The sequence below is a fragment of the Sphingomonas sp. SRI_018 genome (genome assembly GCF_057586275.1).
Genome location: NZ_JBYCZO010000001.1, coordinates 2,347,355 through 2,372,500, shown reverse-complemented (window position 1 = coordinate 2,372,500; position 25,146 = coordinate 2,347,355). Strand labels below are relative to the sequence as shown.

Annotated in this window: 23 protein-coding genes (1 of these 23 running past the window's edge); 11 read left to right on the top strand and 12 right to left on the bottom strand. The window is 68.2% G+C overall.

Annotation, left to right across the window (positions count from 1 at the left end; genetic code table 11):
• The 4 genes in view from AC2YHA_RS11015 to AC2YHA_RS11000 are tightly spaced (each overlapping or abutting the next) and all read left to right on the top strand, a layout consistent with a single transcriptional unit that may run on beyond the window.
• A protein-coding gene (locus AC2YHA_RS11015; RefSeq protein WP_487401537.1) for a TonB-dependent receptor plug domain-containing protein crosses the window boundary here: on the top strand, positions 1–372 show its 3' portion. It extends 363 nt beyond the left edge of the window; the window shows 372 of its 735 coding nt (coding positions 364–735); the start codon falls outside the window, past its left edge; the stop codon is at positions 370–372.
• Positions 333–539: a hypothetical protein gene (locus tag AC2YHA_RS11010; protein ID WP_487401536.1), complete on the top strand. Its 207-nt coding sequence runs from the start codon at positions 333–335 to the stop codon at positions 537–539. The genes AC2YHA_RS11015 and AC2YHA_RS11010 overlap by 40 nt, the downstream gene beginning before the upstream one ends.
• A complete protein-coding gene (locus tag AC2YHA_RS11005; protein ID WP_487401535.1) occupies positions 518–703 on the top strand; it encodes a hypothetical protein in 186 nt (61 codons plus the stop codon). The genes AC2YHA_RS11010 and AC2YHA_RS11005 overlap by 22 nt, the downstream gene beginning before the upstream one ends.
• On the top strand, positions 619–825 hold the full coding sequence (locus AC2YHA_RS11000; RefSeq protein WP_487401743.1) for a hypothetical protein: 207 nt from the start codon (positions 619–621) through the stop codon (positions 823–825). The genes AC2YHA_RS11005 and AC2YHA_RS11000 overlap by 85 nt, the downstream gene beginning before the upstream one ends.
• Before the next feature lie 42 nt (positions 826–867).
• Here the strand turns inward: AC2YHA_RS11000 and AC2YHA_RS10995 are convergent, their stop codons facing one another.
• From AC2YHA_RS10995 to AC2YHA_RS10960, 8 genes are all read right to left on the bottom strand, one after another.
• Positions 868–1,047, bottom strand: coding sequence for a hypothetical protein (locus tag AC2YHA_RS10995; RefSeq protein ID WP_487401534.1), 180 nt, complete (start codon positions 1,045–1,047; stop codon positions 868–870).
• A 151-nt stretch (positions 1,048–1,198) separates the two neighbouring features.
• Complete coding sequence (locus AC2YHA_RS10990) at positions 1,199–4,141, bottom strand: TonB-dependent receptor (protein WP_487401533.1); 2,943 nt, start codon at positions 4,139–4,141, stop codon at positions 1,199–1,201.
• Positions 4,142–4,238: 97 nt separating this feature from the next.
• Positions 4,239–5,174: a FecR family protein gene (locus tag AC2YHA_RS10985; RefSeq protein WP_487401532.1), complete on the bottom strand. Its 936-nt coding sequence runs from the start codon at positions 5,172–5,174 to the stop codon at positions 4,239–4,241.
• Positions 5,168–5,641, bottom strand: a complete 474-nt coding sequence (locus AC2YHA_RS10980) for an RNA polymerase sigma factor (RefSeq protein ID WP_487401531.1) — start codon at positions 5,639–5,641, stop codon at positions 5,168–5,170. The genes AC2YHA_RS10985 and AC2YHA_RS10980 overlap by 7 nt, the downstream gene beginning before the upstream one ends.
• Before the next feature lie 55 nt (positions 5,642–5,696).
• Entirely contained in the window at positions 5,697–6,686 is a 990-nt protein-coding gene (locus AC2YHA_RS10975) for an amidohydrolase family protein (protein ID WP_487401530.1), read from the bottom strand.
• Complete coding sequence (locus tag AC2YHA_RS10970; protein ID WP_487401529.1) at positions 6,683–8,629, bottom strand: prolyl oligopeptidase family serine peptidase; 1,947 nt, start codon at positions 8,627–8,629, stop codon at positions 6,683–6,685. The genes AC2YHA_RS10975 and AC2YHA_RS10970 overlap by 4 nt, the downstream gene beginning before the upstream one ends.
• Before the next feature lie 62 nt (positions 8,630–8,691).
• The gene (locus AC2YHA_RS10965) at positions 8,692–11,433 is read right to left on the bottom strand and encodes a TonB-dependent receptor domain-containing protein (RefSeq protein WP_487401528.1); all 2,742 of its coding nucleotides are present in this window, start codon (positions 11,431–11,433) and stop codon (positions 8,692–8,694) included.
• Positions 11,434–11,664: 231 nt separating this feature from the next.
• Entirely contained in the window at positions 11,665–13,602 is a 1,938-nt protein-coding gene (locus AC2YHA_RS10960; RefSeq protein ID WP_487401527.1) for a TonB-dependent siderophore receptor, read from the bottom strand.
• Positions 13,603–13,670: 68 nt separating this feature from the next.
• Here AC2YHA_RS10960 and AC2YHA_RS10955 point away from each other — a divergent pair, with 68 nt between their 5' ends.
• Positions 13,671–14,579, top strand: a complete 909-nt coding sequence (locus tag AC2YHA_RS10955; RefSeq protein ID WP_487401526.1) for a LytTR family DNA-binding domain-containing protein — start codon at positions 13,671–13,673, stop codon at positions 14,577–14,579.
• Between the two features lie 25 nt (positions 14,580–14,604).
• Here AC2YHA_RS10955 and AC2YHA_RS10950 read toward each other — a convergent pair whose 3' ends face one another.
• Positions 14,605–15,069: an Lrp/AsnC family transcriptional regulator gene (locus AC2YHA_RS10950; protein WP_233785361.1), complete on the bottom strand. Its 465-nt coding sequence runs from the start codon at positions 15,067–15,069 to the stop codon at positions 14,605–14,607.
• Positions 15,070–15,269: 200 nt separating this feature from the next.
• Between AC2YHA_RS10950 and AC2YHA_RS10945 the strand changes: the two genes are divergently transcribed.
• From AC2YHA_RS10945 to AC2YHA_RS10930, 4 genes are all read left to right on the top strand, one after another.
• Entirely contained in the window at positions 15,270–15,548 is a 279-nt protein-coding gene (locus AC2YHA_RS10945) for a hypothetical protein (RefSeq protein ID WP_487401525.1), read from the top strand.
• A gap of 102 nt (positions 15,549–15,650) precedes the next feature.
• Positions 15,651–16,973, top strand: coding sequence for a dicarboxylate/amino acid:cation symporter (locus AC2YHA_RS10940; RefSeq protein WP_487401732.1), 1,323 nt, complete (start codon positions 15,651–15,653; stop codon positions 16,971–16,973).
• The gene (locus AC2YHA_RS10935; protein ID WP_487401524.1) at positions 16,970–17,824 is read left to right on the top strand and encodes an SGNH/GDSL hydrolase family protein; all 855 of its coding nucleotides are present in this window, start codon (positions 16,970–16,972) and stop codon (positions 17,822–17,824) included. The genes AC2YHA_RS10940 and AC2YHA_RS10935 overlap by 4 nt, the downstream gene beginning before the upstream one ends.
• 2 nt (positions 17,825–17,826) lie before the next feature.
• Positions 17,827–18,693 carry an ROK family protein gene (locus AC2YHA_RS10930; protein WP_233785364.1) on the top strand — a complete coding sequence of 289 codons (867 nt, stop codon included), beginning with the start codon at positions 17,827–17,829 and terminating at the stop codon, positions 18,691–18,693.
• Here the strand turns inward: AC2YHA_RS10930 and AC2YHA_RS10925 are convergent.
• The 3 genes from AC2YHA_RS10925 to AC2YHA_RS10915 all read right to left on the bottom strand — a co-directional run bounded on the left by AC2YHA_RS10925 (position 18,683) and on the right by AC2YHA_RS10915 (position 23,679).
• Positions 18,683–20,092 (bottom strand): methyl-accepting chemotaxis protein, encoded by a 1,410-nt coding sequence (locus tag AC2YHA_RS10925; RefSeq protein WP_233785365.1) that lies wholly within the window; start codon positions 20,090–20,092, stop codon positions 18,683–18,685. The two genes, AC2YHA_RS10930 and AC2YHA_RS10925, sit on opposite strands and share 11 nt — an antisense overlap.
• A gap of 72 nt (positions 20,093–20,164) precedes the next feature.
• Positions 20,165–21,220 (bottom strand): glycosyltransferase family 2 protein, encoded by a 1,056-nt coding sequence (locus tag AC2YHA_RS10920; protein ID WP_487401523.1) that lies wholly within the window; start codon positions 21,218–21,220, stop codon positions 20,165–20,167.
• On the bottom strand, positions 21,217–23,679 hold the full coding sequence (locus tag AC2YHA_RS10915; protein ID WP_487401522.1) for an aminotransferase class I/II-fold pyridoxal phosphate-dependent enzyme: 2,463 nt from the start codon (positions 23,677–23,679) through the stop codon (positions 21,217–21,219). The genes AC2YHA_RS10920 and AC2YHA_RS10915 overlap by 4 nt, the downstream gene beginning before the upstream one ends.
• A gap of 93 nt (positions 23,680–23,772) precedes the next feature.
• On the opposite strand from AC2YHA_RS10915, the gene AC2YHA_RS10910 reads away from it, so the two are divergent.
• Positions 23,773–24,636: an S-methyl-5'-thioadenosine phosphorylase gene (locus tag AC2YHA_RS10910; protein WP_487401521.1), complete on the top strand. Its 864-nt coding sequence runs from the start codon at positions 23,773–23,775 to the stop codon at positions 24,634–24,636.
• On the top strand, positions 24,633–25,049 hold the full coding sequence (locus AC2YHA_RS10905; protein WP_487401520.1) for a GFA family protein: 417 nt from the start codon (positions 24,633–24,635) through the stop codon (positions 25,047–25,049). Before AC2YHA_RS10910 ends, AC2YHA_RS10905 begins: the two co-directional genes overlap by 4 nt.
• Positions 25,050–25,146 lie beyond the last annotated feature (97 nt).

The following is a 25,146-nucleotide window of genomic DNA, read 5'->3' as shown; positions in this document are numbered from 1 at the left end:
CGCCAGCGGCCGGACGCGATCGCCTTCCAGGCCGCCAACCCGACCATCGCAGTGCTCAATCCCGTGCAGCGCTGGGGACAGCCCGACGAGGAGCGCATCCGCGGCGCCATCGACGCGCGCTACCGGCTCGACGATGTCGCGACGCTCTACCTGTTCGGCACCGCCCAGTCGGCCGATGGCGTGACCGACTTCAACTGGCGCAACCCCGCCGGCACGGCCAACGTCTACAACTCCAGCAGCGCCTTTCCGGGTTCTCGTTCAGAACGCTCTATCCAGCCGGGTTCACGCCGCGCTTCGGCACCGAATTCAGCGACTATCAGGCGGATACGGGCGTGCGCGGCGAGCTCGGCGAGCGCTTCCGTTACGACGTGAGCGTCGGCCTCGGCCGGAGCCGGATCGACTATACCATGCGCGAGAGCCTCAACGCCTCGCTGAATGCCGCGGCATTCGAGGCGAATCCGCAGCTGCGGCTGGTGCTGCTGACGCATCCAGCCACCGCACCGGCTTGGTTCTGCCGGTGCGCGAGATTGCGGCGCTAGCGCGTGCCCGCGGCATCGACGCGATCGTCGACGCGGCGCACAGCTGGGGGCAGCTCGACATGACGCTCGCCGATCTCGATTGCGATTTCGTCGGATCAACTGCCACAAATGGCTTGGCGCGCCGCTCGGCGTCGGGGCGAGCCATATCCGCAGGCGTGCGCTGAGCCGTATCGACCGCGATCCCGCCGAGTCGGCAAACGGTTGCGACGGCGTGCAGGCCCGCGTCCATACCGGCACAGCCGATTTCGCCGCGATCCTCACCGTCCCGGATGCGCTCGCCTTTTAGCAGGCGATCGGCCGCACGCGCCGCGCGGCGCGGCTGCGGGCATTACGCGACCGCTGGGTTTCCGCCGTCCGTCCCCTGCCTGGTATCGAGATACTCACGCCCGATGAGCCCGATCTGCACGGCGGCGTCACCGCGTTCCGCCTGCGCGGCCTCACCAGCGTCGAGGACAATGCGGCGCTGTCCGCTCGGCTCCTCGACCGCCACCGCATCTTCACCGTGCATCGCGATGGCCCGCTAAGGGAGCCTGCGTGCGCGTGACCCCGGCTTTATTCAAATATGGATGCTCTGGCGCGCGCGCTCGCGGTCGAAGTGGGGCCGATTTCAGCCGTCAATGCGGAGCGGCGATAGAGCGCTCCATCCATGCGCGCGCGTTTCAGAAGGCCAGCCTCGCGCCGATGGAGATGTAGCGGCCGATCACGTCGTAGAAGGGTGAGTAGAGCGACCCGTTTGGCGCCTGCTTGTCGAGCAGGTTGGTCACGCTGCCGTAGACCTCCATCTTCGCCGACGCGCTCGCCGCGACGCGTACCCGTGCGAGAAGGTCGAGATAGGTATAGGCCCGAATGTGATTGTTGAGCAGCTTGACCGTCGAGTTGAAGTTGCCGGGAGAAATGTAACGCGCGCGCAGCTGGGCTCCGAAACTGTCGCTGTCGTAGCCGATACTGCCGTTGATCCGCCACCTGGGCATGCCGAGGCTGAACGAATTGCCCTGGGATCCGACATATTCGATCGCCGCGACGCCGTCGCCGACCTTGAGGCTGTCGATCCAGCTCGCCAGCAGCCGCAGCGTGAGCGTGCCGGGCAGGTCGGCGAAGGTACGGAGCGGCAGCGTCTGGGAGAGCTCGGCGTCGATCCCATAGGTCCGGTATTCCGAGAGGTTCAGATAAGAGGTGACGGTGCGGGTGATATTGCCGTTCGCATCCCGCTCGACATAGGCACATAGTGCCCGATTGCCGTTGAAGCAGCGCGTGACCAGATCCTGGGCCGAGAGCAGCGTGATCACGTCGTCGATGCGAATCCGGTAATAATCGAGCGACACGCGGAGGCCGGAAATCGCCGGCGGCGCATAGAGGAAGCCGGCGGTGAGGGTGGTTGCGGTCTCAGGCCGCAGGTCGGGATTGCCCGAGCTGTTGTTGGGGACATAGACGCTCGTCCCCTTCTCGGGGTCGGTCAGCGTGTTGTAGCCGACCGTGAGCTGCGTGAAGAGCTCCGCGAGATTGGCCGAGCGGATATCGCGCGAGCGGGTGAAGCGCGCGCGGAAGCCGGGAAAGACCTCGTTCGTCGCACCCAGCTTCCAGGACCAGATCGTGCCGGTCGTGTCATAGTCCGACAGGCGCACCGCGGCGTTCAGCTCCAGCTTGCGCAGCAGAGGCCGATCGCGCGCCAGCGGGACCAGGATCTCGCCAAAGGCCTCCCTGACGGTGAAGCCGCCGGAGATCGGGGCGAAGTTGAACGAGCGGAAGGCTCGGGCGAGGTCGAGCTCGCCCACCGTCTGCTCGATCGCCTCGTGCCGCGTCTCGATGCCCGCGGCGATCGAGACGGGACCTGCCCAGAGTGTGAATGGCTCGCCGCGCAGGCTGATTCCCGCCACGTCCAGCTTCGTCGTGGCGCGCTGGCGCGGCGTGCCGGTGACATAGGCGAGCGCCCCCGCCGTGGGCGAGCCTTCGCCGAACAGGTTGATTGGCACGCAGGTGCTCGACGGATTGGTGAGCTTGACGCGGCAGATCGGCTGGCCCGTCGTCGGATCGCGCACCGCATCCACTGCCTGGTTGAAATTGGCGCCGATCACGAAGCCGGGCGTGTCGATGTCGTTGCGATATTCGCCATGGCTGTAATAGCCGCTCCAGCGCCAGCGCTTGCCGATCGTCCCGTCCAGCGCGATCGTCCCCTGCGTCGTCACCCGCTCGAAAACGATGCGGGGGAAGGGGAAGTCGGAATTGAACCGGCCCATGGTGAAGCCGGCTTCGCCCGCCGCCAGCAGCTGGGCGCTGATGACGGGCGACAGGAAGGCATTGTCGCGCGAGATGACGATGTTGCCGCGATTGTGGTCGCCGAACCAGATATAGTCGTTCCACATGCGCGAGTGGCGCAGCTCCGCGGTGACCTTCACGGCGCCGCTCGCATCGAAACTGACGCGGCCGAGCGCGCTGTACCGCCGCTGCGGCGTGACCAGCACGCTGATGTCGTCGTTCGACGGCCCCTCGCCGCCGATCATGTCGCTGCCGACCACGGTGCCGTAGCGGAAGTCGCGCAGCGATCCGTCCGGGTTGAAGACCTGGCCCGCCAGGACGCCGCTCAGAATCAGGCCGCCGGGGGCCGCATTGGAGAACCCGACGTCGGGCGTCAGCCTGAAATAGCCGTTTCCCGCAGACACGCTGACCCAGCGCCCGACGCTGGACCGGGACGTCTTGGGGATGATGCCGTCATTGTCGAGATATTCGGCGCCGAGGATCACATGGCCGCGACCTTCGGCGAAGGTCGTGCCGAACGCGCTCTCGAAACGGTGTTCGGCCGCGTCGCCTCGCGAGGAAATCCCCGCCTGGGCGCCGAGCTTGAGGCCGTCGAGCTCTCCGTCGAGGACGATGTTGACCACGCCGGCGACTGCACCCGAGCCCCAGGCCGCGGAGGCGCCGCCGGTCACGACGTCGACCGACTTGATCAGCACGGTCGGCACGGTGTTGAGATCGTTGTCGCTCGAGAAGCGTCGTCCGTCGAGCAGCACGAGCGTGCGGGCGATGCCGAGGCCACGAAGGTCGACCGGCGCCATGCCCGCGCTCGTGTTGGTACCGCTGGTTTGCGGCGAGATGGTTCCACGGAACTGCGGCAGGTCGTTCAATGCGGCGGCGACGTTCGAGCGCGCGCCGACGTCGAGGTCCATTCTGGCTATATGCGAGGTCGGGGTCGGGGCCTCGAAGCCTGCCACGTCGATGCGTGAACCGGTGACGACGATATCGGCGACGTCATCGATCTTCACCGGCGCAGGCTCGGGAATGACCGCCACGCGGTACTCGCGTCGCGGCGGGGATGCTCGCTTGGAGATGACGTAGGAACCGCCGGCGGTGACGGTGAAGTCGAGCCCCGATCCCCTGAGCAGGCGGCGCACCGCCTCGGCGGCGCTGTAGGTGCCATTGAGCGCCGGAGCGATGCGCCCCCTGGCGGCGCTTGGCACGAAGATGACGTTGGTGCGGGTGATGGTCGCCACCGCCTCGAGCGACAGCGACAGGTCCTGCCGGGGCAGCGAGAAACGGAACCTGGCGGCAGTCTGTGCCTCAGCGGCCGTCGCGGCCATGCACGCGAACACAGACAGCGATATCGCCAATCCCCGTATCATGGACCCCTACCCCGCATCGCCGGATGGTTCCGGTCGATCGGCGGATGATAGATCGCGATACGCCGCGGATGGCAGGGAGATGTGCTCAAGGCGTCAAAAGCACCGCTTTGTCCTCGCGCCGCACCTTGAGGCCGTGCAGCTGCGCCACCGCTGCGGCGAACTCCGCCGGATCGTCGTTTGCGAACACGCCTGAGATGGGTAGCGCGCCCAACCGCGCATCGTTCACCACCACGCGTTCCCGACCGTATCGGTTCACCTCGGCGACCGCTTCCGACAAGGGCGTGTTGCGGAACAGGAGCTCGCCACGGCGCCAGGCGGTGACCGCATCGAGCGCCGGCCGATCGAGCAGCGGCGCCGCCTCCGGACTCGCCGAAACGCGCTCACCCGGTGCGAGGACGGCGAGTAACCGTGGACGCTCGCCGATACGCATGACCTCGACCTTGCCACGCAGCAGCGTGACGCGGACCCGCTCGCCATCGCGCCGTACCACGAAGCTGGTGCCGACCGCCTTGATCTGCTCGTCGCCGGCCCTGACGACGAATGGCCGTTTGGCATCATGCGCCACGTCGAACATCGCCTCGCCGCGGTCGAGCAGCACCTCGCGCTCGTCGCGGTCGAACTTCACCGTGATGTGGCTGTCGGTGTTGAGCGCGATCCGGCTGCCGTCCTCCAGGGTTGCGGTGCGTTGCTCCCCGGCGCGGGTATCGAAGGTCGGTGCCTGGTTGAGATAGACGGTGATCGCTCCCGCACCTGCCAGCGCGGCCACCGATGCGGCGAGCGCCAGCGGCACGAAGCGCCTTCGCGCCGGGCTCCGCGGTTCCTCGTCGAGTTCGACCGCGCCGGGCAGCAGCTCCCACAGCTCGGTGGCGCGCTCGAATGCCTCCTGGTGCGCGGGATCGACCTTGAGCCAGTCCTGCAGCGCTCCCTCGGCCTCACGCCCGCGCGGGCCGTGCAGCCTGGCGAGCCATGCCGACGCCTCCGCGTTCAGGCGCGTTCGCTCCTCCTTCGAGCGGATCACCATTGTTCCATCCAGTCCATCATCTCCAGGGTCGCCCGGGCGACCTGCTTCTCCACCGCGGGGATCGACATCCCTTCTTCTTCGGCGATCGTTGCGTAACTGGCCCCGTCCAGCCGGCGGCGGAGCAGGATGCGGCGGGTGCGCTCGGGCAGACGCGCCAGGCCGGCGGCGGCATGTTTCAGGCGCGCCTGGGATTGCAGCACCTGTTCCGGGTCCGGCGCCGCATCGGCGATGCTGAACACGTTCCCGGCGGAGAAGGGCGCCCGGCGCTCCCGGCGTTCGGTGTCGATCGATAGGTTGACGGCGGCCTTGACCAGCAGCGCTTCCTGCGAGCGCACCGCATGCTTCTGCTCGTAGCGTTCGACCTTCAGGAAGGCCTCGTGCACCAGATCCTCGGCATCCTGATCCGCGACGCCGCGTCGCCTGAGCACGGATCGGACATGCCGCAACATCTCGTTCAACTGGCTCATCGCGCTCCCTGGTCGTTTTCTACACGATGCGGTGGACGAAATCCGAGACCCTTTCTCAACGGCCGATGTTGCGGGCGATCGTCCGCCATTCGGCCTCGGACAGCGGAAGGGTGGCGAGCGCGGCGTAATAGGCGCCGAGGTCGCGCGCGAACGGCCAGTCCGATGCCGGCAGGAAATGCTCCGGCCCGATCCTGCGTATCAAGGCGACCAGCGCCGCCTTGTCCTGATCGGATGCCTCGGCGGGCTTGATGGCGGCGAGGTCGAAATAGAGATCGGCACAGAGCGTCCGGTCCCGCTCGCAGGCACCGGCGAAGACGCCGAGCGCGTCGAGGGTCGCGGCATCGATGCCGCCCCAGCCTGCGGCGTGTGCGATCTGCACCGTCGTGCCGCGTGCGGCCGGCAGCACTTCTTCCACGAAGATGCGCGCCTCCTCCGCCCCATAGCCGGTCGCCCGGTTGCGGATGTGGATCATGATGCGCAGATGCGCGGCCGCCGCGGCGCGGAAGGTTTCCGCCAGCATCCTCACGTAATCGGGCCGATGATAGTCGAAGCGCGAGTTGGCGAGATGCAGCTTGACGCCGGCGACGTGGCGATCGCCCCGCCAGCGTTCGATCTCCGGCAGCGCCGTCCCGGTGAGCGGATTGACGCCGATATAGGCTTCGAGCCTGTCCGGATGGGTGCGGGCCAGTGCTACAGTGAAGTCGTTCGCCTTGCGGACGATCTCCGCGTGATCGGGGACAGGCGGCACCATCATCGGGCTTTCCGCCAGATAGGCGGTCGACATCACCCGCGCGCGCCTAATGCCGGCCTCGTCCATGGCTCGCAGCAGGTCGGCTACGGTCAGCGGGGCGGAAAACTCGGGATCGCATTTGCTGGTCCTGCCCGGGCTCGCGCAATAAGCGGGCAGGAAGGCGAGGATCGCGGGCGAATGCACATGCACGTGGTGGTCGACGAGCACCGCCGGCGGTCGACGGTCCGCTGCGCCTAGCGACGCAGCGGACAGCAGGACCGTCGCGGCGATCGCGAGCCCGCGGACGAAGATCAACGCCTCCCTTCGCCGAGCAGAGTCTGCTTCCAGAACAGCACGCTTGCCCAGAAATAATAGTCCTCGTTCTCCTTCTTGTGGAAGACGTGGCCTTCGTTCCCGGCGAGCAGGTGCCAGACGGTGCCGCCCTTGCCGCGCACGGCCTTGACGATCTGCTCGGCCTCGCTCGCGGGCACGCGCGGGTCGTTGCCGCCGGTCGCGATCAGCAGCGGCACGGTGATCTTGTCGACGCTGGTGAGCGGGGAAATCTCGATCAGCTTGGCGCGCTGCTTCGGATCGCGCTCGTCGCCATATTCGACGCGGCGCAGGTCGCGGCGATAGGACTGGGTGTTCTCGAGGAAGGTGACGAAGTTGGAGATCGCCACATAGCAGTTCGCGCCCTTGAGCCGGGCCGAATAATGGGTGGCGGACGCGTAGCACATGTACCCGCCGTAGGAGAGGCCGGTCACCGCGAAGCGGGCGGGATCGAGCGTCGCGTCCTTGGCCAGCGCGTCGAGGAAGGCGCCGACGTCCTTCACCGAATCCTCGCGCTTGTAGGGACCGTTGTCGAGGTTCACGAACCTCTTGCCGAAGCCGGTCGAACCGCGGACGTTGGGGAAGAACAGCGCGATGCCGAGCTCGTTGAGGTAGTAGTTGTCCGGTCCCAGGAAGTCCGGCCGGGTCTGCCCCTCGGGTCCGCCGTGGATGTTGACGATCAGCGGCCGCTTGCCGGGGAATTTTGTGGGATCGGGGCGGTAGAGGAAGCCTGTCACTGTCTCGCCGTCGAAGCTCTTCACCTCGATAAGCTGCGGCTCGACGTTCTTTGCGGGATCGAGCCCGCCGGTCTCGCTTTCGGTCCAGCGGGTCACCGCCAGCGTTTTCGGATCGACGGCGAAGGCGTCGCCCGCGACGCGCGCGGAGGACATGCTGAGGCCGATCGTGCCCCAGGGGGCGATCTCGATCGCCGATCCGATCGCGTAGGGAATCACGCCGGCCGGCAGGCCGGTGACGTCGCGGGTCGTTCCCGCCTTGGTGTCGAGCACGTGCACCCGGCTGATGCCTGCCTCATTGGTCGCATAGGCGATGAAGCTGCCGTCAGGAGCGACCGCATAGTCGCTCACGTCCCATTTCGGCTCCTTCGAGACCGGGGCGAACCTGCCCGTGCGCGCATCGAGCCGGCCGAGCCGCACGAAATCGGAATCGATGTCCGACAGCACCCAGATGCTGCCGTCGGGCGCATAGCGCGGGGCGACATAGGAGACCTCGCGCTTGACGTCGTTCAGCGCGCGCATCCGGCCGGTCTTGAGGTCGAGCTCATAGACGTCGGCACGGTTGATCGACATGCGATTGACAACCAGCGCCGTCCCGCCGTCGGCGGAGAAATCCGCGATGTTCCAGCCGCCGCCCTTGACCGTCGCGACCAGATGGTCGGACTTGGGATCGCGCGGATCGATCACGTAGAGATCGGCGTCCGCCCCGTTGCGCCGGGTCGAGGAATAGCCGAGCAGCTTGCCGTCCGGACTCCATGCGCCGAACCAGTTGCGGCTCTTGCCGTCGGTGAGCAGGTGCAGCCGGCCGTCGACCAGCCGGTAGAGCTGGAAGAACTCGCCGCCGCCGACGTCCTTCTGCACCACCGTCACGTCGCCGGCGCCCGGGGAGGCGCTGGCCATGATGACCGGCTCCTCCTCGAAGCTCAGCTGGGTGCGGTCGGCGCCCGGGCCGCGGACCTTGTGCACCTGGTCGGTGTTGGCGAAGCGCGTCTTGATCAGCATCGAGCGGTCGGCCGCGTCCCAGCCGAGGAACACCGCCTTGCGCGCCTGGAGATATGGCTGGGTCTCGGCGGCAAGCGCCGGCGGGATGGCGGGGATGCCGTCGGCGACGATCGCCGCAGGCTTGGCGACCTGCGCGATCGCGGTCATGGGGAGCAGCGCGAGCGCTGCGGCAAAGGCAGGACGGAGGAACATCGGGCAGTCTCCAGAACCGGAACCGCCCGGCAGCTGGGCCGGGCGGTCGGTAGTCGCGACGATCAGAAGCGGATGCGGGCGCCGAGCGTGAAGTAGCGCCCGAACACATCGTAATAGGGCGAATAGAGCGACCCCGGCGGCGGGTCCTTGTCGAACAGGTTGGTGATGTTGCCGTAGAGCTCCATCTCCCGCCCGTTCGTCACCGGCACCTTCACCTGCGCCTGCAGGTCGAAATAGGTGTAAGCGTCGATGTGGTTGTTGGTGAGCGGGATCTGGTTGTTGTACTCGCCGGGCGAGATGTAGCGGGCGCGGACCATCCCCGAGAAGCTCTGGTCCTCGTAGCCGATCGATCCGTTCACTCGCCACGCCGGCACGCCGAGGCCGAACGAATAGCCTTGCGAGCGGACATATTCGAGCTTCACCACCCCGTCATCGGTGGTGAGGCTGTCGACCCAGGTGCCGAGCACGCGGAACTTCATCCTGCCGTCGGCGGAGGCGAACAGGCGGTTCAGCGGCAGGATGTAGGAGAGCTCGGCGTCGATGCCGTTGGTCTTGTAGCTCGCCAGGTTCACATAGGTGGAGATGGTGCGGGTGATATTGTTGTTCGCATCGCGCTCGACGCGCGAGCACAGCGCGGTGTTGCCGTTGAAGCAGCGGGTGACGAGGTCCTGGGCGGCGATGGTGGTGATGACGTCGTCGACGGAAATGTCGAAATAGTCGACCGACATGTTGAAGCCTGGGACGGCGGGCGGGGAATAGGTAAAGCCGAATGTCCAGGTGTCGGCCTTCTCCGGCTCCAGGTCCGGATTGCCGCCGCCGTTGCTGAGGACATAGACGTTCTGCTTGGTGACCGGGTCGTAGAGCGTGTTATAGCCGGTCGTCGTCTGGGTGTAGAGCTCGCTGAGATTGGCCGAGCGGATGTCGCGCGAGCGCGTCACGCGGCCGCGGAAGCCGGGGAAGAACTCGTTGGTGGCGCCGAGCTTCCACGACCAGATCGCGCCCGTCGTGCTGTAGTCGCTGACGCGCACCGCGCCGTTGAACTCCAGCTGGCGCAGCAGTGGCGTGTCGTGGATCAGCGGCACCAGGATCTCGCCGAACGCTTCCTTCACGGTGAAGTCGCCGGACATCGCCGAGAAGCTGAAGGTACGGAACGCCTTGGCGGCGTCCTGCGCGCCGACGGTCTGGTTGATGCTCTCCTTGCGCGCTTCGATGCCGACCGCGAACGAGACCGCGCCGGCGGGCAGCTCGAACGGCTCGCCGCGCAGGCTGACGCCGCCGACGTCGAGCTTGGTCGTGGCGCGCTGGCTCGGCGTGCCGGTGACATAGTCGATCGCCTCCTGCGACGGCGCGCCCTGGCCGAACAGGTTGATCGGCACGCAGTTGGTGCCCGGGTTCGTCAGCGCAATCCGGCAGATCGGCGTACCGCCCGGCCCGGTCACCGAATCGACCGCGTTGGCGAACTCCTGCGTCAGCAGGAAGCCGGGGGTGTCGATGTTGTTCTGATATTCGCCGTGGCTGTAATAGGCGCTCCAGCGCAGGTTCGACCCGACCTTGCCGTCGAGCGCCAGCGTGCCCTGCGTCACCTTCCGCTCGAAATCGATGTACGGGTAGGAGAGATCGCTGTTGAAGCGGCCCATGTAGAAGCTGGTCTCTCCGGCATTGGCCAGCGCCGTGCGCACCTCGTTCGAGAGGAAGGCGTTATCGGACCGGATCAGGATCCCGGCCGGCTTCGTGATGTCCTTCTTGTCCGGCGCGTCTCCCTGCACATGATCGCCGAACCAGATATAGTTGTTCCACATGCGCGAGTGGCGCAGCTCGGCGGTCACCTTGATCGAGGGGGTGATCTCGTAGGTGAGGCGGCCCAATGCGCTGTAGCGGCGCTGCGGGGTGACGAGCGGGCTGAGGTCGTCGTTCGACGGGCCTTCGCCGCCGGTCATGTAGCCGCCGCTCACCCGGCCATAGTCGAAATCGCGCAGTGAGCCGTCGGGATTGAACGCCTTGCCCTTCAGCACGCCCCAGGTGATCAGGCCGCCGGGGGCCGAGGTGGAGAAGCCGACATCCGGCGTCATCGCGCCGGCGAAGGATGCCCAGCGGCCGACGTTCTTGCGGGCGGTCTTGGGCACGATGCCGTCGCTGTTGAAATATTCGCCGCCGATGACGACGTGGCCGCGGTCGTCGTCAAAGCCGAAGCCCGCCTTGCCTTCGAAACGGTGCTGCGCGGCATCGCCATAGCGCGAGACGCCCGCCTCGGCGCCGAGCTGGAGGCCATTGAACTTCTCGTCGATGCCGAGATTGACGACGCCGGCCACCGCGCCCGAGCCCCAGGCGGCCGAGGCGCCGCCGGTCACGACCTGTGCGCTGCGGATCATGATGTTCGGGACGGTGTTGAGATCGTTGTCGCTGACGATGCGGCGGCCGTCGACCAGCACCAGCGTGCGGTTGATGCCGAGGCCGCGCAAGTCGACCGGCGCGTTGCCGGCGCCGGTGTTGGTGCCAGTGGTCTGCGCCGAAGTGGTCGCGCGGAACTGCGGCAGGTCGTTGAGCGCCGCGGCGACGTTCGGGCGCGCGCCGACCGAGAGGTCTTCGGCGGTCACGGTCAGCGTCGGCGTGGGCGTGTCGAAATTGCGATCGATGCGCGATCCGGTGACGATGATCTCGCCGTTGTCGCCGTCCGCGGCCGGCGTATCCGCCGGAGCCGCCTGCTCCTGCGCTGCCGTCTGCGCCGAAACGCCCGCAGCGGCGAAGATCGCCGCGCACGCCCCGATGACACTGCCAAACCGGATGATATTGCCAGATCGCGTCATGTGACCCCCTGTTCCAGCCGGCGGTCCATCGCCGCGGGCTTCCACAGGGGAAGACGAACGGATTTCACAAAACCGACATATTTTCGAAAAATCTTCGGAGCGGATCGACATTCAGCAATTTAGCCCCTCCCCTTCAGGGGAGGGGTTGGGGGTGGGGCAGTGCGGCGGGCCAGGTCGCTTGGGGCCAGGCCCCACCCCAACCCCTCCCCTGAAGGGGAGAGGCTTAAGGCCCTAGATCTCCCCCGTCAGGGTGAGCGTGAATACGCGCGGGATGTTCTGGGTGAGCAGGCCGGAATTGCTGACGTTCCAGGCGAACCGGTTCGTGAGGTTCGCCACGCGGGCGCGGAGCGTGACCGAATGGTCCCCGATCGCGAAACGCTGCCTCAGGCCGAGATTGACTATCGCATAGCCGGGAAGCGTCACGCGATTTTCGCGATCGGCATAGCGCTCGCCGCGGATGCTGACGCCGCCGTCGAGCGTAAGCCCCGCGACGCCGGGCACGCGCCAGGTAAGATTGGCGAGCGCCATCACCTCGGGGCGTCCGATCGGACGCGCGCCGACCAATTCGCGATCGACGAGCTCGCCTTCGGTCCGTGCATCAAGATAGGTCGCGCCGAGCACCGCACCCAACCGAGGAGTGATCGGCCCGGCGAGGGACAGTTCGGCGCCGCGATGCCGTACCCGGCCGACGAAGTCGAACGCGCCGCCGGCGTCGATGCCCGGCAGCGGCTTCGAAAGGTCGAACACGCCGGCGATCAGCGTCGGTCCGCCGGCGATGGCGTATTTCATGCCGAGCTCGGCCTGGCGCGAGATTGCGGCAGGCAGCACCGCGCCGCGGTTCACCGCATTGGCCGGCGCGACCCCGGCCTCCTCCAGCCCGCGCGCATAGCTGGCGAAGCCGGTCAGCGCGCGCGTGAACCCGACCGACAGCGCGCCGCCATAGAGCCAAGGCCGGCTCGTCTCGCGCTCCGAGCTTCCGTCGAGCGCGCGCGCCTGCTTGCGATATTCCACACGCTGGACGTCGGCGCGCAGCTCCGCGAAGCTGCCGATCGACAGTCGATAGCCAAGCCCGCCCGTCCATTGCTCCACCTCATCTCGAAGGCGCAGCGGATTGAGGCTGACCGGCGGCCGGGGAAGGGCGGGCGGCCGGTCGATTTCGGGATAGTGGCCAAGCGTGAAGGCCGCGCCCGGATCGCTGAGCACCACGCTGTCGCGTCGCCGTATCGCGGCGATCAGGCGATGATCCAGTGCGCCGGTGGTGAAGCGCTTGGCGGCCGTGATCTCGGCAGAGAAGGACCGGCGGTTCTCTTCGCCGAACAACAGGCCGCTCACCTCGGCTCCGGTGCCGGCATCGGACAACCGGAGCAGGTTGAACACGTTGCGCCGATAGGCGAGTTCCGACCGGAAGGCCGACGCGCCCAGGCTCCAGCCGTCTCCTGCATCGATGTCGAGGATCGCGCCCGACAGATCGCTCTCGTTGCTGGCGTCCATCCACGACTGGGTGCGATCGATGCCGAGCGATATGCGCGCCGGCGGCGTACCCGCGCTGGCGAAAGTGGTGTCGGCACCGCGCGTGTACCAATTATGGCCCCAGACGCCGGTCAGTCGGATGCCCGCCGCCGGCGTCCAGCGCGGGACGAGGCCCACCGCGATGAAGTCGCCGCCGGTGCCGTCGGTATAGCGTTGCCCGACGCTCAGCTGGAGGCCGCCGGCGATGCTCAGCCGGCTGTCCTGCGTGCCGCCCGCGAAGCGCGTCAGCACGATCGGTCCCGACCCGCTCCACCAGCCGGCCTCGATCGTCGCCTGCATTCCCGGCACGCCGTCGGGAAGGTCGTATTGCACGACGCCCGACGGGGCGGCGAAGTCGGTGCGCAGCCCGTTGGCGCCGACGCGGATGGCGGTGCCCTCGGTCAACGGCTGAAGCATCCCGGCAGCCCGGACGAAATAATGATCCTCGATCCGGTAATTGCCGGCGCTCTGCAGATCGAATCCGCGCACTTCGCTTTCGGTGTAGAGCCCGACTTCCTCGACGCCGATGCGCCGGCCGAAGGCGTCGTCCGCGGCCCGCACCACATCGTGGTTCTGCGGCTGGGCCGGCGGTGAGATCGCGATCTGGGCATGGACAGCGGGTGCCGCGAGCAGCGACAGACAGCAGATGGAGCAACGCATGATTCGCAATCCCGATGACATCCGGTCGCCGGGCCGGATGCCCCGGCCGCGGCGGCATCGGGAGCCGGTTGGGACGAACGGCGCGCGGACGTGACGAACGGCAGTTCGCGCGCGCGCTCGTAGGCTATCGTCGGACCATGGCGGCTGATGTTCGAGAGTCGATCTGGGAGCGGCAGATCCCGCTGAGCGCCGGCGTGGCTATGGGCCTGCTCGGCTTCCTGCTCGGCTACGCCATGGGCGGCATCGGAACGCCGGTCGATCCGTTCGTCGCCGAGCGGCCGGAAGAAGCGCGGCTCGCCAATCTGCTGGTCTGGGGGCTCACCCTCACGATCGGCTTCGCTTGCCGGGAGCCGGTCGGCGAGCTCGTCTCCGCGCCGCAGCGATCGCCGCTGCTGCTCGCCGTTCTCGCCTTCGCTCCCGTGACGGTTGCCGATCTGCTCGCGTCCCAGTTCGCAATCGCGATATCCGGCGATCTTCGTTGCGCCCCGGGCATGCCGCCGCTGCCGTCCATCTTCAGCTTCCTGCCGCGGGCAGCGATTCTGGGTACGACCGTGCTGCTGGCGCTGCTGGCCTGGGGGCGGCACCTCGAAAATCATGCGCGCCGGGAATCGGACGATATGGCGTTCACGCCGTCGCCGGAGGCGTATTCGGCGGTACCGGGCGAATGGCTCCACCTGCCCGAGGCGCCTTTTCTGCGGGTGCGCGTCCAGGACGTGGCGCTGATCCGCTCGGCCGGCAATTACAGCGAGATCGTCGCCAACGGCCGTGTCCATCTGGTGCGGGCAACGCTGAGCGAGTTGGCGCACCGCTTTGCCCCTCTCGGCTTCGTGCGCGTTCATCGCCAGACCGTCGTCAATGCGCGGCAGGTCCGCGAAATCCGACGCGAGCCGAGCGGGCGGCCGGTCGTCCATCTTGCCTGCGGAACGCCGATCCCGCTCGGCCGGCGCTTCAGGTCCGCCGTGGAAGCGCTGGGCTAGGATCCAGACCCTGGAGAGGCGAGGATCAGACGGGCAGGGCAGTGGTCGCCTTGATCTCCGAAAGGGCGACGGTCGAATTGATCTCCTGCACGCCGGGAAGGCGCGACAGCTTCTCGAAGAAGAAGCGCTCATAGGCCTCGATGTCGGCGGCGACGACGCGCAGCATGAAATCGACCGGCCCCATGAGGACATAGCATTCGAGCACCTCCGGCAGCTCGCGGATCGAGGCGGTGAACTCGTCGAGGTTGGCGCGGCCATGGGCATTGAGCTTCACCGTCGCGAAGACCTGGGCGTTGAGGCCGATCTTGCGGCGGTCGACCAGCGCGACCCTGCGCTTGACGAAGCCTTCGCGCTCGAGCCGGTCGATCCGGCGCCAGCAGGGCGAGGCGGACATCCCGACTGCCTCGGCGATCGCCGCAGTGGAGAGCGACGCGTCGTCCTGCAGCAGGCGCAGGATCTTTCGGTCGAAATTATCCAGGTTGTCCGGCACGATCTTTCTCGGATTGACGATTTCCAGGTCAGAATATTCGATATTCCGCCGAATTGCAGCGGGATTGGGTAAGAAATTCCCGCTTCTCATGGATATCCTCCCCGGATTGGGGAAGGAGCCTGCATGATGGATCACGCGCAACCGACGGAAGAGCCCGAAGAGGCGGTGCACCTCGACGATCTTCGGACGGCGCGCGCGGCGTGATTCCGGTCATGGCCACCAGACGTGCGCCGAGGGTCGACACGCGCGCAGCCGTCTTCGCGATCACGGCGGATCGGTGCGCGCAGGTGCTCAGTCGCCTGCTCGCGCTGATTGCGCAGCAGGATCGTGTGATCGAACGGGCGCAGGTCGAATGCTCGGCCAGGATCTGCCGCATTTCGCTCACGGTCCACGACATCGATCCGCATCGCGCGGAGATCGTCGCCGAGAAGATGCGCAGCCTCGTCAGGGTCCGTAGAGTCCGGCTGCGCCTTCCCTGATCCGATCGCGGGAGAGCCGCGCGCCTAGCGCTGTATGACGATGATGTCGGGGACCCGATTGTCCTTTGAGCGGGGCTGGGGCATCAGGGACGGGTGGCGATCGTGTCCGTTCCAGCTGCTTTGCCGAAGCGCCGTCCTTTATATGCCCATCTGTACGTGCAGGTGCTGGTGGCGATCGTGTGCGGTGCGGTGGTGGGGCATGTGTGGCCCGGGGTGGGCGAGGCGCTGCGGCCGTTGGGGGACGGCTTCATCAAGCTGGTGAAGATGGTGATCGCGCCGGTGATCTTCCTCACCGTCGTGACCGGCATCGCGGGGATGCGTGAGCTGGCGGCGGTAGGCCGGGTGGCGGCGAAGGCGTTCGGCTATTTCCTGGCGGTGTCGACGCTGGCGCTGCTGGTCGGGCTGCTGGTCGCCAATGTCGTGCAGCCGGGGGCGGGGATGCACGTCGATCCCAGGACGCTCAACCAGAGCGCGGTCGCCGGCTATGCCCATCAGGCGCATGAGAGCAGCGTCGCCGGCTTCATCATGGCGGTGATCCCCGAGACGATGGTGTCGGCGCTGACCTCGGGCTCGATCCTGCAGACCTTGTTCGTGGCGATCCTGTTCGGCATCGCCTTGAGCCTGGTCGGTGAGCCGGCGCGGCCGGTGCTCGATCTGGCCGAGCGGGTGATGCTGGTGGTGTTCCGCCTGGTCGCGATCCTGATGCGGGCGGCGCCGGTCGGTGCATTCGGGGCGATCGCTTTCACCGTCGGCAAGTATGGCGCGGGCAGCCTGATCGGCCTGGGCGGTCTCGTCGCCACCTTCTACCTGACCTCGATCCTGTTCGTGCTGGTCGTGCTCGGCGCGATCGCCTGGGCGCACGGCTTCTCGATCCTGCGCCTCATCGCCTACCTCAAGGCCGAGCTGCTGCTCGTGCTCGGCACCTCCTCGTCCGAGGCGGCGCTGCCCAGCCTGATCGACAAGCTTGAGCGCGCGGGCTGCGACAAGGGCGTGGTCGGCCTCGTCGTCCCCACCGGCTACAGCTTCAACCTCGACGGCACCAACATCTACATGACCCTTGCCGCGCTGTTCATCGCGCAAGCGTGCGGCATCCATCTCTCCTGGGGCGAGCAGTTCGCCCTGCTCGGCGTCGCCATGCTCTCGTCGAAGGGGGCCGCCGGCGTCACCGGCGCCGGCTTCATCACGCTGGCCGCCACCCTCTCCATCGTCCCGGCCGTCCCCGTCGCCGGCATGGCTCTCATCCTCGGCGTCGACCGCTTCATGTCCGAATGCCGATCCCTCACCAACTTCATCGGCAACGCCACCGCCGCCATCGTGGTCGCCACTTGGGAACGCAAGATAGACACCCGGCAACTCGACGCCGCTCTTGCGGGAGGCGATCGGGGGACCGCCGATGCACCGGTTGGCGAGTCGGCCGTGGTATGAAAACTGCGCTGCTGGTTCTTGCCTGCCTGTTGCTGGGGGCAGCAGCGCCCGGGGCGCCGCGAACGATCCTATTCGTCGGCAACAGCTTCACGTTCGGTGCGGGGTCGCCGGTGATGCGCTATCGGCCCGACAGCGTGACCGATCTCAATCATGACGGTGTTGGCGGCGTGCCGGCGCTGTTCAAGGCCTTCACCGAGCAGGCGGGGCTCGACTATGCGGTGAGCCTCGAGACCTCGCCCGGCAAAGGCTTCGATTTCCATGTTCGTGAGAAGCGCGCGTTGATCGCCCGCCGCTGGGACGTGGTCGTGCTCCAGGGCTACAGCACGCTCGACAGGGACAAGCCGGGAGATCCGGCGATCCACATCGCCAATGCCAAGCTGCTGGCCGAGATGGTCAGCCGCGCCAATCCCCAAGTCGACGTCGAGCTGGTTTCGACCTGGACGCGCGCCGACCTTACCTATCCGCCCGGCCGGCGCTGGTCGGGAAAGCCGGTAACCGCAATGGCGCTCGACCTGCGCGCAGCCTCCGAGCTTGCGCGTCGCGCCGTACCGGACATCGATGGAATAGTGCCGGTCGGCGAAGCGTGGAATCGAGCGATCTCGGCTGGCATTGCCGATCCCAATCCCTATGACGGCCTCACCTATGGCCAGGTCGATCTGTGGACATGGGACCAGTATCACGCGAGCGCCTATGGCTATTATCTGGAGGCATTGATGGTGTTCGGCCGAGTGACAGGTGTCGATCCGCGCGTGCTCGGCGAGCGAGAGCGCGCCGCCAATGACCTCGGCCTCGAACCGCGCGTGGTGAAGGCGCTTCAGCAGATTGCCTTCGACCAGCTGCAGGCCGGCTGACGATGGCGTTTCTGGGTATCGAGACCGGCGGCACCAAGATTCTGGCGCGCGTGGTGGCGGAGGACGGCATCGTCGTCGGCGAGGGACGCTGGTCGACCACCACGCCGGATGCCGCCGCGGATGCGATCCTCGGCTGTGTGGAGACGGCGGGCGTCGCGGTCACCGCGGCCGGCATCGCGGCCTTCGGTCCGCTGATCGTCAATCCGGCGCTGCCGAACTATGGCGAGATGCTCGACACCCCGAAGCCCGGCTGGACCGGGTCGAACCTGCGTGTAGTGCTCGCCGGCCGGCTGGATTGCCCGGTCGCGGTCGATACCGACGTCAATGTCGCCGCCATTGCGGAGCAGGCGCTGGGGGCGGGACAAGGGCTCGGCAGCGTCGCCTATGTGACGGTCGGCACCGGTATCGGCGCGGGGCTGGCGATCGACGGGCGCGCGCTGGTGGGAGCGCTGCACCCCGAGGCGGGGCACATCCGTCTCGTGCGGGCCGCCGGAGACGATGCGCCGAGCACCTGCCCCTTCCATCCCGACTGTGCGGAGGGGTTGACTGCCGGACCGGCCGTGCAGCAGCGGCTGAAGGGGCGGACCCTGCCCGAGGCTCCCGAGGTGGCGGCGCTGGTCGCCCATTATCTGGGGCAGCTCCTGGCGGCGCTGGTGTTCGCCTGGTCGCCGCAGCGGATCGTGATGGGCGGCGGGGTGATGACGACGCCCGGGCTGCTCGAGGCGACTTCCGGGGAATTGCGCGCGGCGCTCGGCGGCTATGGCGTGGGACCGGCTGCGAACGCGCCGGATTTCGTCGTGCCGGCGATGCTGGAGAATGCAGGGCTCGAAGGCGCGCTGCTGATGGCGCGCCGCGCGGTCAGTTCGTGAACGCCATCTCGAAATTGCCCCAGCGGCGCCCGTTGATCCACAGCGGCACGAACACGCTCTTGACCGCGCGATAGCGGCCCTGGCCGAGGTCCTGGCAATAGGTGACGAGCATGAAGTCGCCCTCGAACGCGATGGCGCGGGCGGTCGCCTCGTCCATGAACATGCGGCGATTTCGGCAGTTCTCGGCGTTCCATGCCGGATCGCCGGGCCGCTGCGGGAGCGACTTCCATGACATATGGGTCGGCAGATAGGCGTTGATGTCGGTCGCGGCGAGCCCGAGGATATGGGTCTCGTCGGATTTGGCGATGCGGTCGAGCACCGGCTGAATGGCGCGATCGGCGAAGGCGTTGAAGCGGTTCGTATATTGCACCGGGTCGGTGCCGGGGATCGGCCGGTAGTCGGTGTCGAACACCTCGTCGGCGCTGACCTCGCCCGCCGCCAGCGCCCGTTCGACGATCGCCTTGACCTCCTTCATGCCGGCGACGGTAATCTCGACGAAGCCGGTGTCGTCGATCGCCACGCCCGAATGGGCGAGCTGGTCGAGCATCCCGCTCGACATCGTCTCGAGCCGCAGGATGCGCTCGCGGGCGCTGGCGAGCTGGGCGCCGCTCTCGCGCGCATGGGTGCCGAAGCCGGTGAGCGTGTCGCGCACGCGCGCGACGCTGTTGCTGGTGACCTCGGTCGAGCGCTCGATGTCGTCGGTGAGGCGGTCGACCTGGCCGACGATGTCGGCGACCTCCAGCACGGTCTGGTTGATCTGCGCGACGCCCTTCTGCGCGAGCACGCTCTGACGCACGCCATCATCGATCTCGTGCATCACCGTGCCCGCCTCGCGCACGAAGCTGTCCATGGTGCGGGTGATCTCGTCGGTCGCCTGGCGCGTCTCCAGCGCGAGCTTCTTCACCTCGGCCGCCACCACGGCGAAGGTGCGGCCGGCGTCGCCGGCGCGCTGCGCCTCGATGGTGGCGTTGAGCGCGAGCAGATTGGTCTTGCGCGCGATGTCGTCGATCGCGCTGGAGACGCGCTGGACCTGCGCCATCGCCGCCGCGAAATCGGTCATGCGGGTGCCGAGATTGGTGATGAGCTCGGTCAGCGCGCCGAAATCGGCGACCGAGCTCACGATCAGCGACGCCTCGCGTTCCAGCGTGGCGCGGGCCTGGTCGGACAGGCGGCGCGCCTCGCTGGTCGCCTCGGCGACGGTGCGCTGGTCGGCTTCGAGCGCCGCGGTGACGCCTTCCAGATCGGCGAGCGCTTCGAGCTGGGTCGCTATGCGTTCCGAGACGCCGGCGATATGGCCGGAGGCATCGCTGCAGCCGACCGCAAGCTGTCCGCAATCGCGCGCCACCGCGCGGATCGCATCGCCGTCGAGTTCCTGCGCCATCGCGTGCGCGGTTGCCATGCGCCTGTCAGCCCTCTTCACGTAACCGGATGCTGGTAACCTGCTACGGTAAAGGACAGTTTAACCAGAAGGTCAGGCAGTGAGACGCCGCCGCGCCGCACGGGCGCGGCCGACCAGGCCCGAGAGCAGGAGGTCGTCGATCCCGGCATGGCCGAGCCCGAGATGATCGGGCCGCACCGCTAGCGCATCGGTGAGGCCGAGCGCGCCGGACCGCACCGCCCGCCGGCCGATCCGCCACCACAGCCGCGCCGTCTCCCAGCGGATCAGCTTGATGCTCTCGCGATCGAAGCTGCCGCTGTCGAGATAGCTCGCCTGGAGCATCGCGATCAGCGTGCCGAGCTGGCGCAGCGCGTCGCGGCTGGCCACCGGCACGCCGGCCATGACGTGGCGTGCGACCAGCGCGGCCGCCTCCTCCGCGCTGTCGCCGAGCAACGGCGCATAGGCCTCGCCGAGCACGGTCTCGGCGCTGCCGATCATGCGTGCGGTGTGGCATTGGGAGGCGCCGCCCGGATGGCTGCGATAGGTGATCAGCGGCTCGTCGATCCGCGCGATCGCGCCGTAGCGGCGCAGGCGGTGATAGAGATCGAAATCCTCCGCATAGAGGATCTCGGGCCGGGTGAAGGGATCGAGCTCGCGCGCGACGTCGCCGCGCAGCATCACCGACGACCACACCAAAGGATTCATGATCTGGAGCAGCCAGCCGATCAGCGCGGGCGTGGTGTTGGCGGGCAGGCGCGAGCGGCGGATCGCGCCATCCTCGAGGATATTGGCGGCGGCAGCGACCAGCACGACGCGGCTGTTCGCCTCCAGATAGGCGACCTGGCGCTGGAGCCGGTCCGGCCGGCAGAGATCGTCCTGATCGAGGCCGGCGATATAGCGGCCCCGCGCCTCCGCGAGGGCGCGGTTGCGGGCACGCACCGGGCCGCCGTTCGCCTCCGCTTCGACCAGCCGGACGCGCGGATCGGACCAGCCACGCAGGATCGCGCGGGTGTCGTCGGTCGAGCAGTCGTCGACGACGATCACCTCGAAATCGGCGAGCGTCTGCTTCTCCAGGCTGACGAGCGTCTCTTCGATCAGCCCGGCGCCGTTATAGGCTGCCATGATGACGCTGACCGTGGGTGTGTTCATGCCGCTGCTTGTGCCCGGTTGGCGAGGATCGCTTCGACGATCATGCGCCCGACATCGTTCTGCCACAACCATAAGCCGTTGGCTTGACCGCGAAAACTCCTCTCTCCGCCGAGCGCGCCCGACGGAACGAAGCCGGCGGCGAGGCCGATGCCGTAGACGCCGGGAAGCGGCATGCCGTCGGCGCCGAGCACGCGGCAGCGATCGTCGACCATGGCGTCGCCCTGGTCCGCGGCCAGCGTGATCGGCATCCCGGCGACATCCTGGAGCGGCAGAGCGCGCGGGCGGTAGCCGAGGGCGGCGACGACGATGTCGGCACGGTCGAGGATCGCGAGCGCTTGCGGGTCCTCGTCGGCGATTCGGTGCACGGCCACGCGCGGGTCGGGCGCGCGGCCGTCGATGCCCAGGATGCGCAGCACCAGCTCGCGCGCCTCCAGCCGGAAGCCGGCGAGACGATAGACGAAGCCCGACAGCGGACAGATGTCGTCGGGGCCGAAATCGGTGAAGCCCTCGGCATGGGCCGCCTCGACGGAGAGGTAGAAGGGACGCAGCGGCCGGCGGTGGAGCAGGGTGATCCCGCCTGCGCCGAACGGGATGCCGGGCCGCGAGCGCAGCAGCAGCGCGACGGTGGTGAGGGCGCTGGTCGAGCCGCCGATCACCGCGATGCGCGGGTCGCGCTTGCCGGCGAGCAGATCGGCGACCTTGTCGAGCCCGCCGAGCGCGAGCACCTCGTCCGACTGGAGCAGCCGGTCGCCGGCGCGCCGGATCAGCGGTTCGCCCGCGACCTGCTGGCCGGCGAGACGGTCGAGCGGTTGGTGGCCGCCGGTGGCGACGACGAGATTGCGCGCCGCGGCCTCGAAGCGATGATCGTCCTCGAGCCGGCGCATGGCGACGTGCCACAGTCCGCCGGACCGGCGCGCGCCGAGCACCTCGTGGCCGGTCAGCACCTGGCCGCCGCCACGCTCGACCGCCAGGGCGAGCCGTTCGCCGATCACGTCGAGGAACGGACCGGTGGCGGCGAGCGGTACGCCCAGTTTGTCGCGCCATTCCTCGATCGCCTGGACCGCGGGATGGCCGGCGAGATCGGGCTGCGCCTCGAGCGCGGTGAGGAAGGTCTGCGCCGTGCTGTCCGACGCGATCGCGTAGCGCGCGAGCCGGCCGGATCCGAGATGGTTGCCGCGTTCGGCGATGGTGAGGCCGCCCGCCGCCAGCTCGCCGAGCCGGCCTGCCTTGGCCGCGGCGATGAGGATGGCGGTTCCGGCCGGTCCGCCGCCGACGATCAGCGTCTCGGCGACGGGCGTACGCTCGCCGGTCCGGCGCAGGCTGCCCGCTTCACGCACCGCCGCGGCGATGGTGCGCACGTCGGCGGGAGTCATGTCGTCGGTGGCGGGCAGCGAGAGGATGCGCGCGGCGATGTCGTCGGCGACGGGGGTTTCGGTCAGCCGTGCGTGCTGCCGGAACAAGGGCTGCTGCCCGAGGTGCGGGCTGAAATAGTGCGCGGCCCCGATCCCGCGCGCGGCCAGCGCCTCGACGATCGCGGCGCGGCGGGGCGCCAGCGCCGGCGGCAGCAGCACGGGCATGAAGCCGAGCGCGCGGCGGCGGCCGGAAATGCGCTGGAAGCCGAAGCCGTCGAGCGCCTCGCGATAGCTCGCCTCGAGGAGCGCGCGGCGTTCGCTGATCTCCTCGATCTCGTCGAGTTTGGCCGAGGCGATCGCGGCCAGCACCTCGGGCAGCTTGGCGTTGAGGCCCGGCAGCGAGGCGCTGCGCGGCGCCTCGAAACCGAAATTGGCCATGGCGCGCAGCCGCTCGATCAGCGCGGTGTCGCCGGAGTGGACGACGGCGCCCTCGGCGACGGCGAAGGGCTTGGTCGCCTGCATGGAGAAGACGACGGCGTGGGGATAACCTGCGCCAAAGCCGGTGCCGTCATCGTCGAGCGTGCCCAGGGATGCGGCGGCATCGATCACTATACCGACACCGTGACGCCGGGCGTATCGCCGGTAGCGGGCGAGGTCGATCGCGTTGCCGAAGGTGGCATAGGGGACGACCACCGCGATCCGCTCGCCATGTTCGGCGAGCAGGGCCTCCTCGGCGTGCGCCGCCGCAGCCCAGTCTTCGGGATCGATGTCGCAGAGGAGCGGCGTGAGGCCGGCCCACATCGCCGCCTCGGCGGTCGCGGCGAAGGTGAAGGCGGGGATCAGCGCATAGCCGCCCGGCCGCCCGGCGCGGTCGGCGGCATCGCGGATCGCGAGCATCAGGCCGAGCGTCGCATTGGCGAGCGTCAGGCTGGCGCCGCGCCCGGCGAACATCCGCTCGGTGATCGCGGCCTCGAAGCGGCGTACTTCGGGCCCATGGTTGCTGTAAGTGCCGGTCGCCTCGATGCGGGCGAACACGTCCCCCAATTGGCTCGGGCGCGGCGGGCGCGGGGCGATCAGCGGATAGCGCAGGCGTCGGGCGATCGTCATGGCCGCGCACCATGCACACCGCCTGCTAACAAATGCCTATCCCGCTGATGGCGCCGGCTATAGGAGCGGGTGGACCGAGCAAACGGGGGTGACATGAGCGGCTGGACGATCGGGATCATCGGCGGGTCGGGGCTCTACGCGATCGACGGGGTCGAGGGCGAATGGGTCGAGGTGGAGACGCCGTGGGGCAGGCCGTCCGACGCGATCTTCCGGGGCCGGTTGGGCGAGGTCGGCGTCGCCTTCCTGCCGCGCCACGGCCGCGGGCACCGTATCGCGCCGGGCGAGCTCAACGCGCGTGCCAACATCGACGCGCTGAAGCGGCTCGGCGTCACCGACGTGCTGTCGATCTCCTCGGTCGGCGGGCTGCAGGAGGAGCGGGCGCCGGGGACCTTCACGATCGTCGACCAGTTCATCGATCGTACCAAGGGGCGGCCGTCGAGCTTCTTCGGCACCGGCATGGTCGCGCACGTCTCGATGGCCGATCCGGTGTGCCCGCGGCTCGCCGGCATGGCGGCGGAGGCGGCGCGTGCCGGGGGCGCCGAGGTGCATGAGGGCGGCACCTGCATCGTCATGGAAGGTCCGCAATTCTCGACCCGCGCGGAGAGCAACCTCTACCGCAGCTGGGGCGCGCATGTGATCGGTATGACGGCGCTGCCCGAGGCCAAGCTCTGCCGCGAGGCGGAGCTGCCCTATGCGATGGTGGCGATGGTCACCGACTATGACTGCTGGCACGACGCGCACGAGGACGTCAGCGTCGCCCAGGTGATCCGACAGCTCAATGCCAATGCGGAGAAGGCGCGAGCGTTGGTCGGCCATTTGCTGCGGGGCCTGCCGGCGGAGCGGGCGCCGTCGCCGATCGACACCTGCCTCGATACGGCGCTGATTACCGCACCGGATGTGCGCGATCCGGCGCTGCTGGCGAAGCTCGACGCGGTGGCGGGGCGGGTGCTGGGATGAGCGCGCTGGTCCGCTATTCCGGCGGCTGCCTGTGCGGTGCGATCCGCTGGGAAGCGCGGGGCGAGCCGGACAATATGGGCATCTGCTGCTGCGCCGATTGCCGCAAGGCGTCTGGATCGGGGTTCATCCCGTTCATGGGCTTCGCCGCCGCCGATCTGAGCTTCAGCGGCGAGCCGCGCCAATATCGCTCGCCCGCTTTCCGTGGCGGCGAGGCGACCCGCAACTTCTGCCCGCAGTGCGGCGGGCTCGTCTTCGGCGGCGGGATCGGCGAGACCGATTCGCATACCATCTACGCGGGCTCGCTCGACGATGCGTCGCTGTTCCGCCCGACCATGGCGCTGTTCGTGCGCGACCGGCCGGCGTGGGTCGAGCTGCCGCCCGGATTGACGCTGTTCGAGACGATGCCGGAGTAGAATCGGATTGAATCCGTTCCCCGGCGAAGGCCGGGGCCCAGTATCGAACCGCTCGCAACTGGGCGCCGGCCTTCGCCGGGGAACAGCAGCTTCAAAC

What these genes read in the sequence shown, in the direction of transcription:
- AC2YHA_RS10935 (WP_487401524.1), top strand. Translation starts at nt 16,970, where the DNA reads ATGAAAACTGCGCTGCTGGTTCTTGCCTGCCTGTTGCTGGGGGCAGCA.
- AC2YHA_RS10985 (WP_487401532.1), bottom strand. Translation starts at nt 5,174, where the DNA reads ATGGTGATCCGCTCGAAGGAGGAGCGAACGCGCCTGAACGCGGAGGCG.
- AC2YHA_RS10960 (WP_487401527.1), bottom strand. Translation starts at nt 13,602, where the DNA reads ATGCGTTGCTCCATCTGCTGTCTGTCGCTGCTCGCGGCACCCGCTGTC.
- AC2YHA_RS10995 (WP_487401534.1), bottom strand. Translation starts at nt 1,047, where the DNA reads ATGCACGGTGAAGATGCGGTGGCGGTCGAGGAGCCGAGCGGACAGCGC.
- AC2YHA_RS10930 (WP_233785364.1), top strand. Translation starts at nt 17,827, where the DNA reads ATGGCGTTTCTGGGTATCGAGACCGGCGGCACCAAGATTCTGGCGCGC.
- AC2YHA_RS10905 (WP_487401520.1), top strand. Translation starts at nt 24,633, where the DNA reads ATGAGCGCGCTGGTCCGCTATTCCGGCGGCTGCCTGTGCGGTGCGATC.
- AC2YHA_RS10920 (WP_487401523.1), bottom strand. Translation starts at nt 21,220, where the DNA reads ATGAACACACCCACGGTCAGCGTCATCATGGCAGCCTATAACGGCGCC.
- AC2YHA_RS10910 (WP_487401521.1), top strand. Translation starts at nt 23,773, where the DNA reads ATGAGCGGCTGGACGATCGGGATCATCGGCGGGTCGGGGCTCTACGCG.
- AC2YHA_RS10925 (WP_233785365.1), bottom strand. Translation starts at nt 20,092, where the DNA reads ATGGCAACCGCGCACGCGATGGCGCAGGAACTCGACGGCGATGCGATC.
- AC2YHA_RS10980 (WP_487401531.1), bottom strand. Translation starts at nt 5,641, where the DNA reads ATGAGCCAGTTGAACGAGATGTTGCGGCATGTCCGATCCGTGCTCAGG.
- AC2YHA_RS10915 (WP_487401522.1), bottom strand. Translation starts at nt 23,679, where the DNA reads ATGACGATCGCCCGACGCCTGCGCTATCCGCTGATCGCCCCGCGCCCG.
- AC2YHA_RS10970 (WP_487401529.1), bottom strand. Translation starts at nt 8,629, where the DNA reads ATGTTCCTCCGTCCTGCCTTTGCCGCAGCGCTCGCGCTGCTCCCCATG.
- AC2YHA_RS10965 (WP_487401528.1), bottom strand. Translation starts at nt 11,433, where the DNA reads ATGACGCGATCTGGCAATATCATCCGGTTTGGCAGTGTCATCGGGGCG.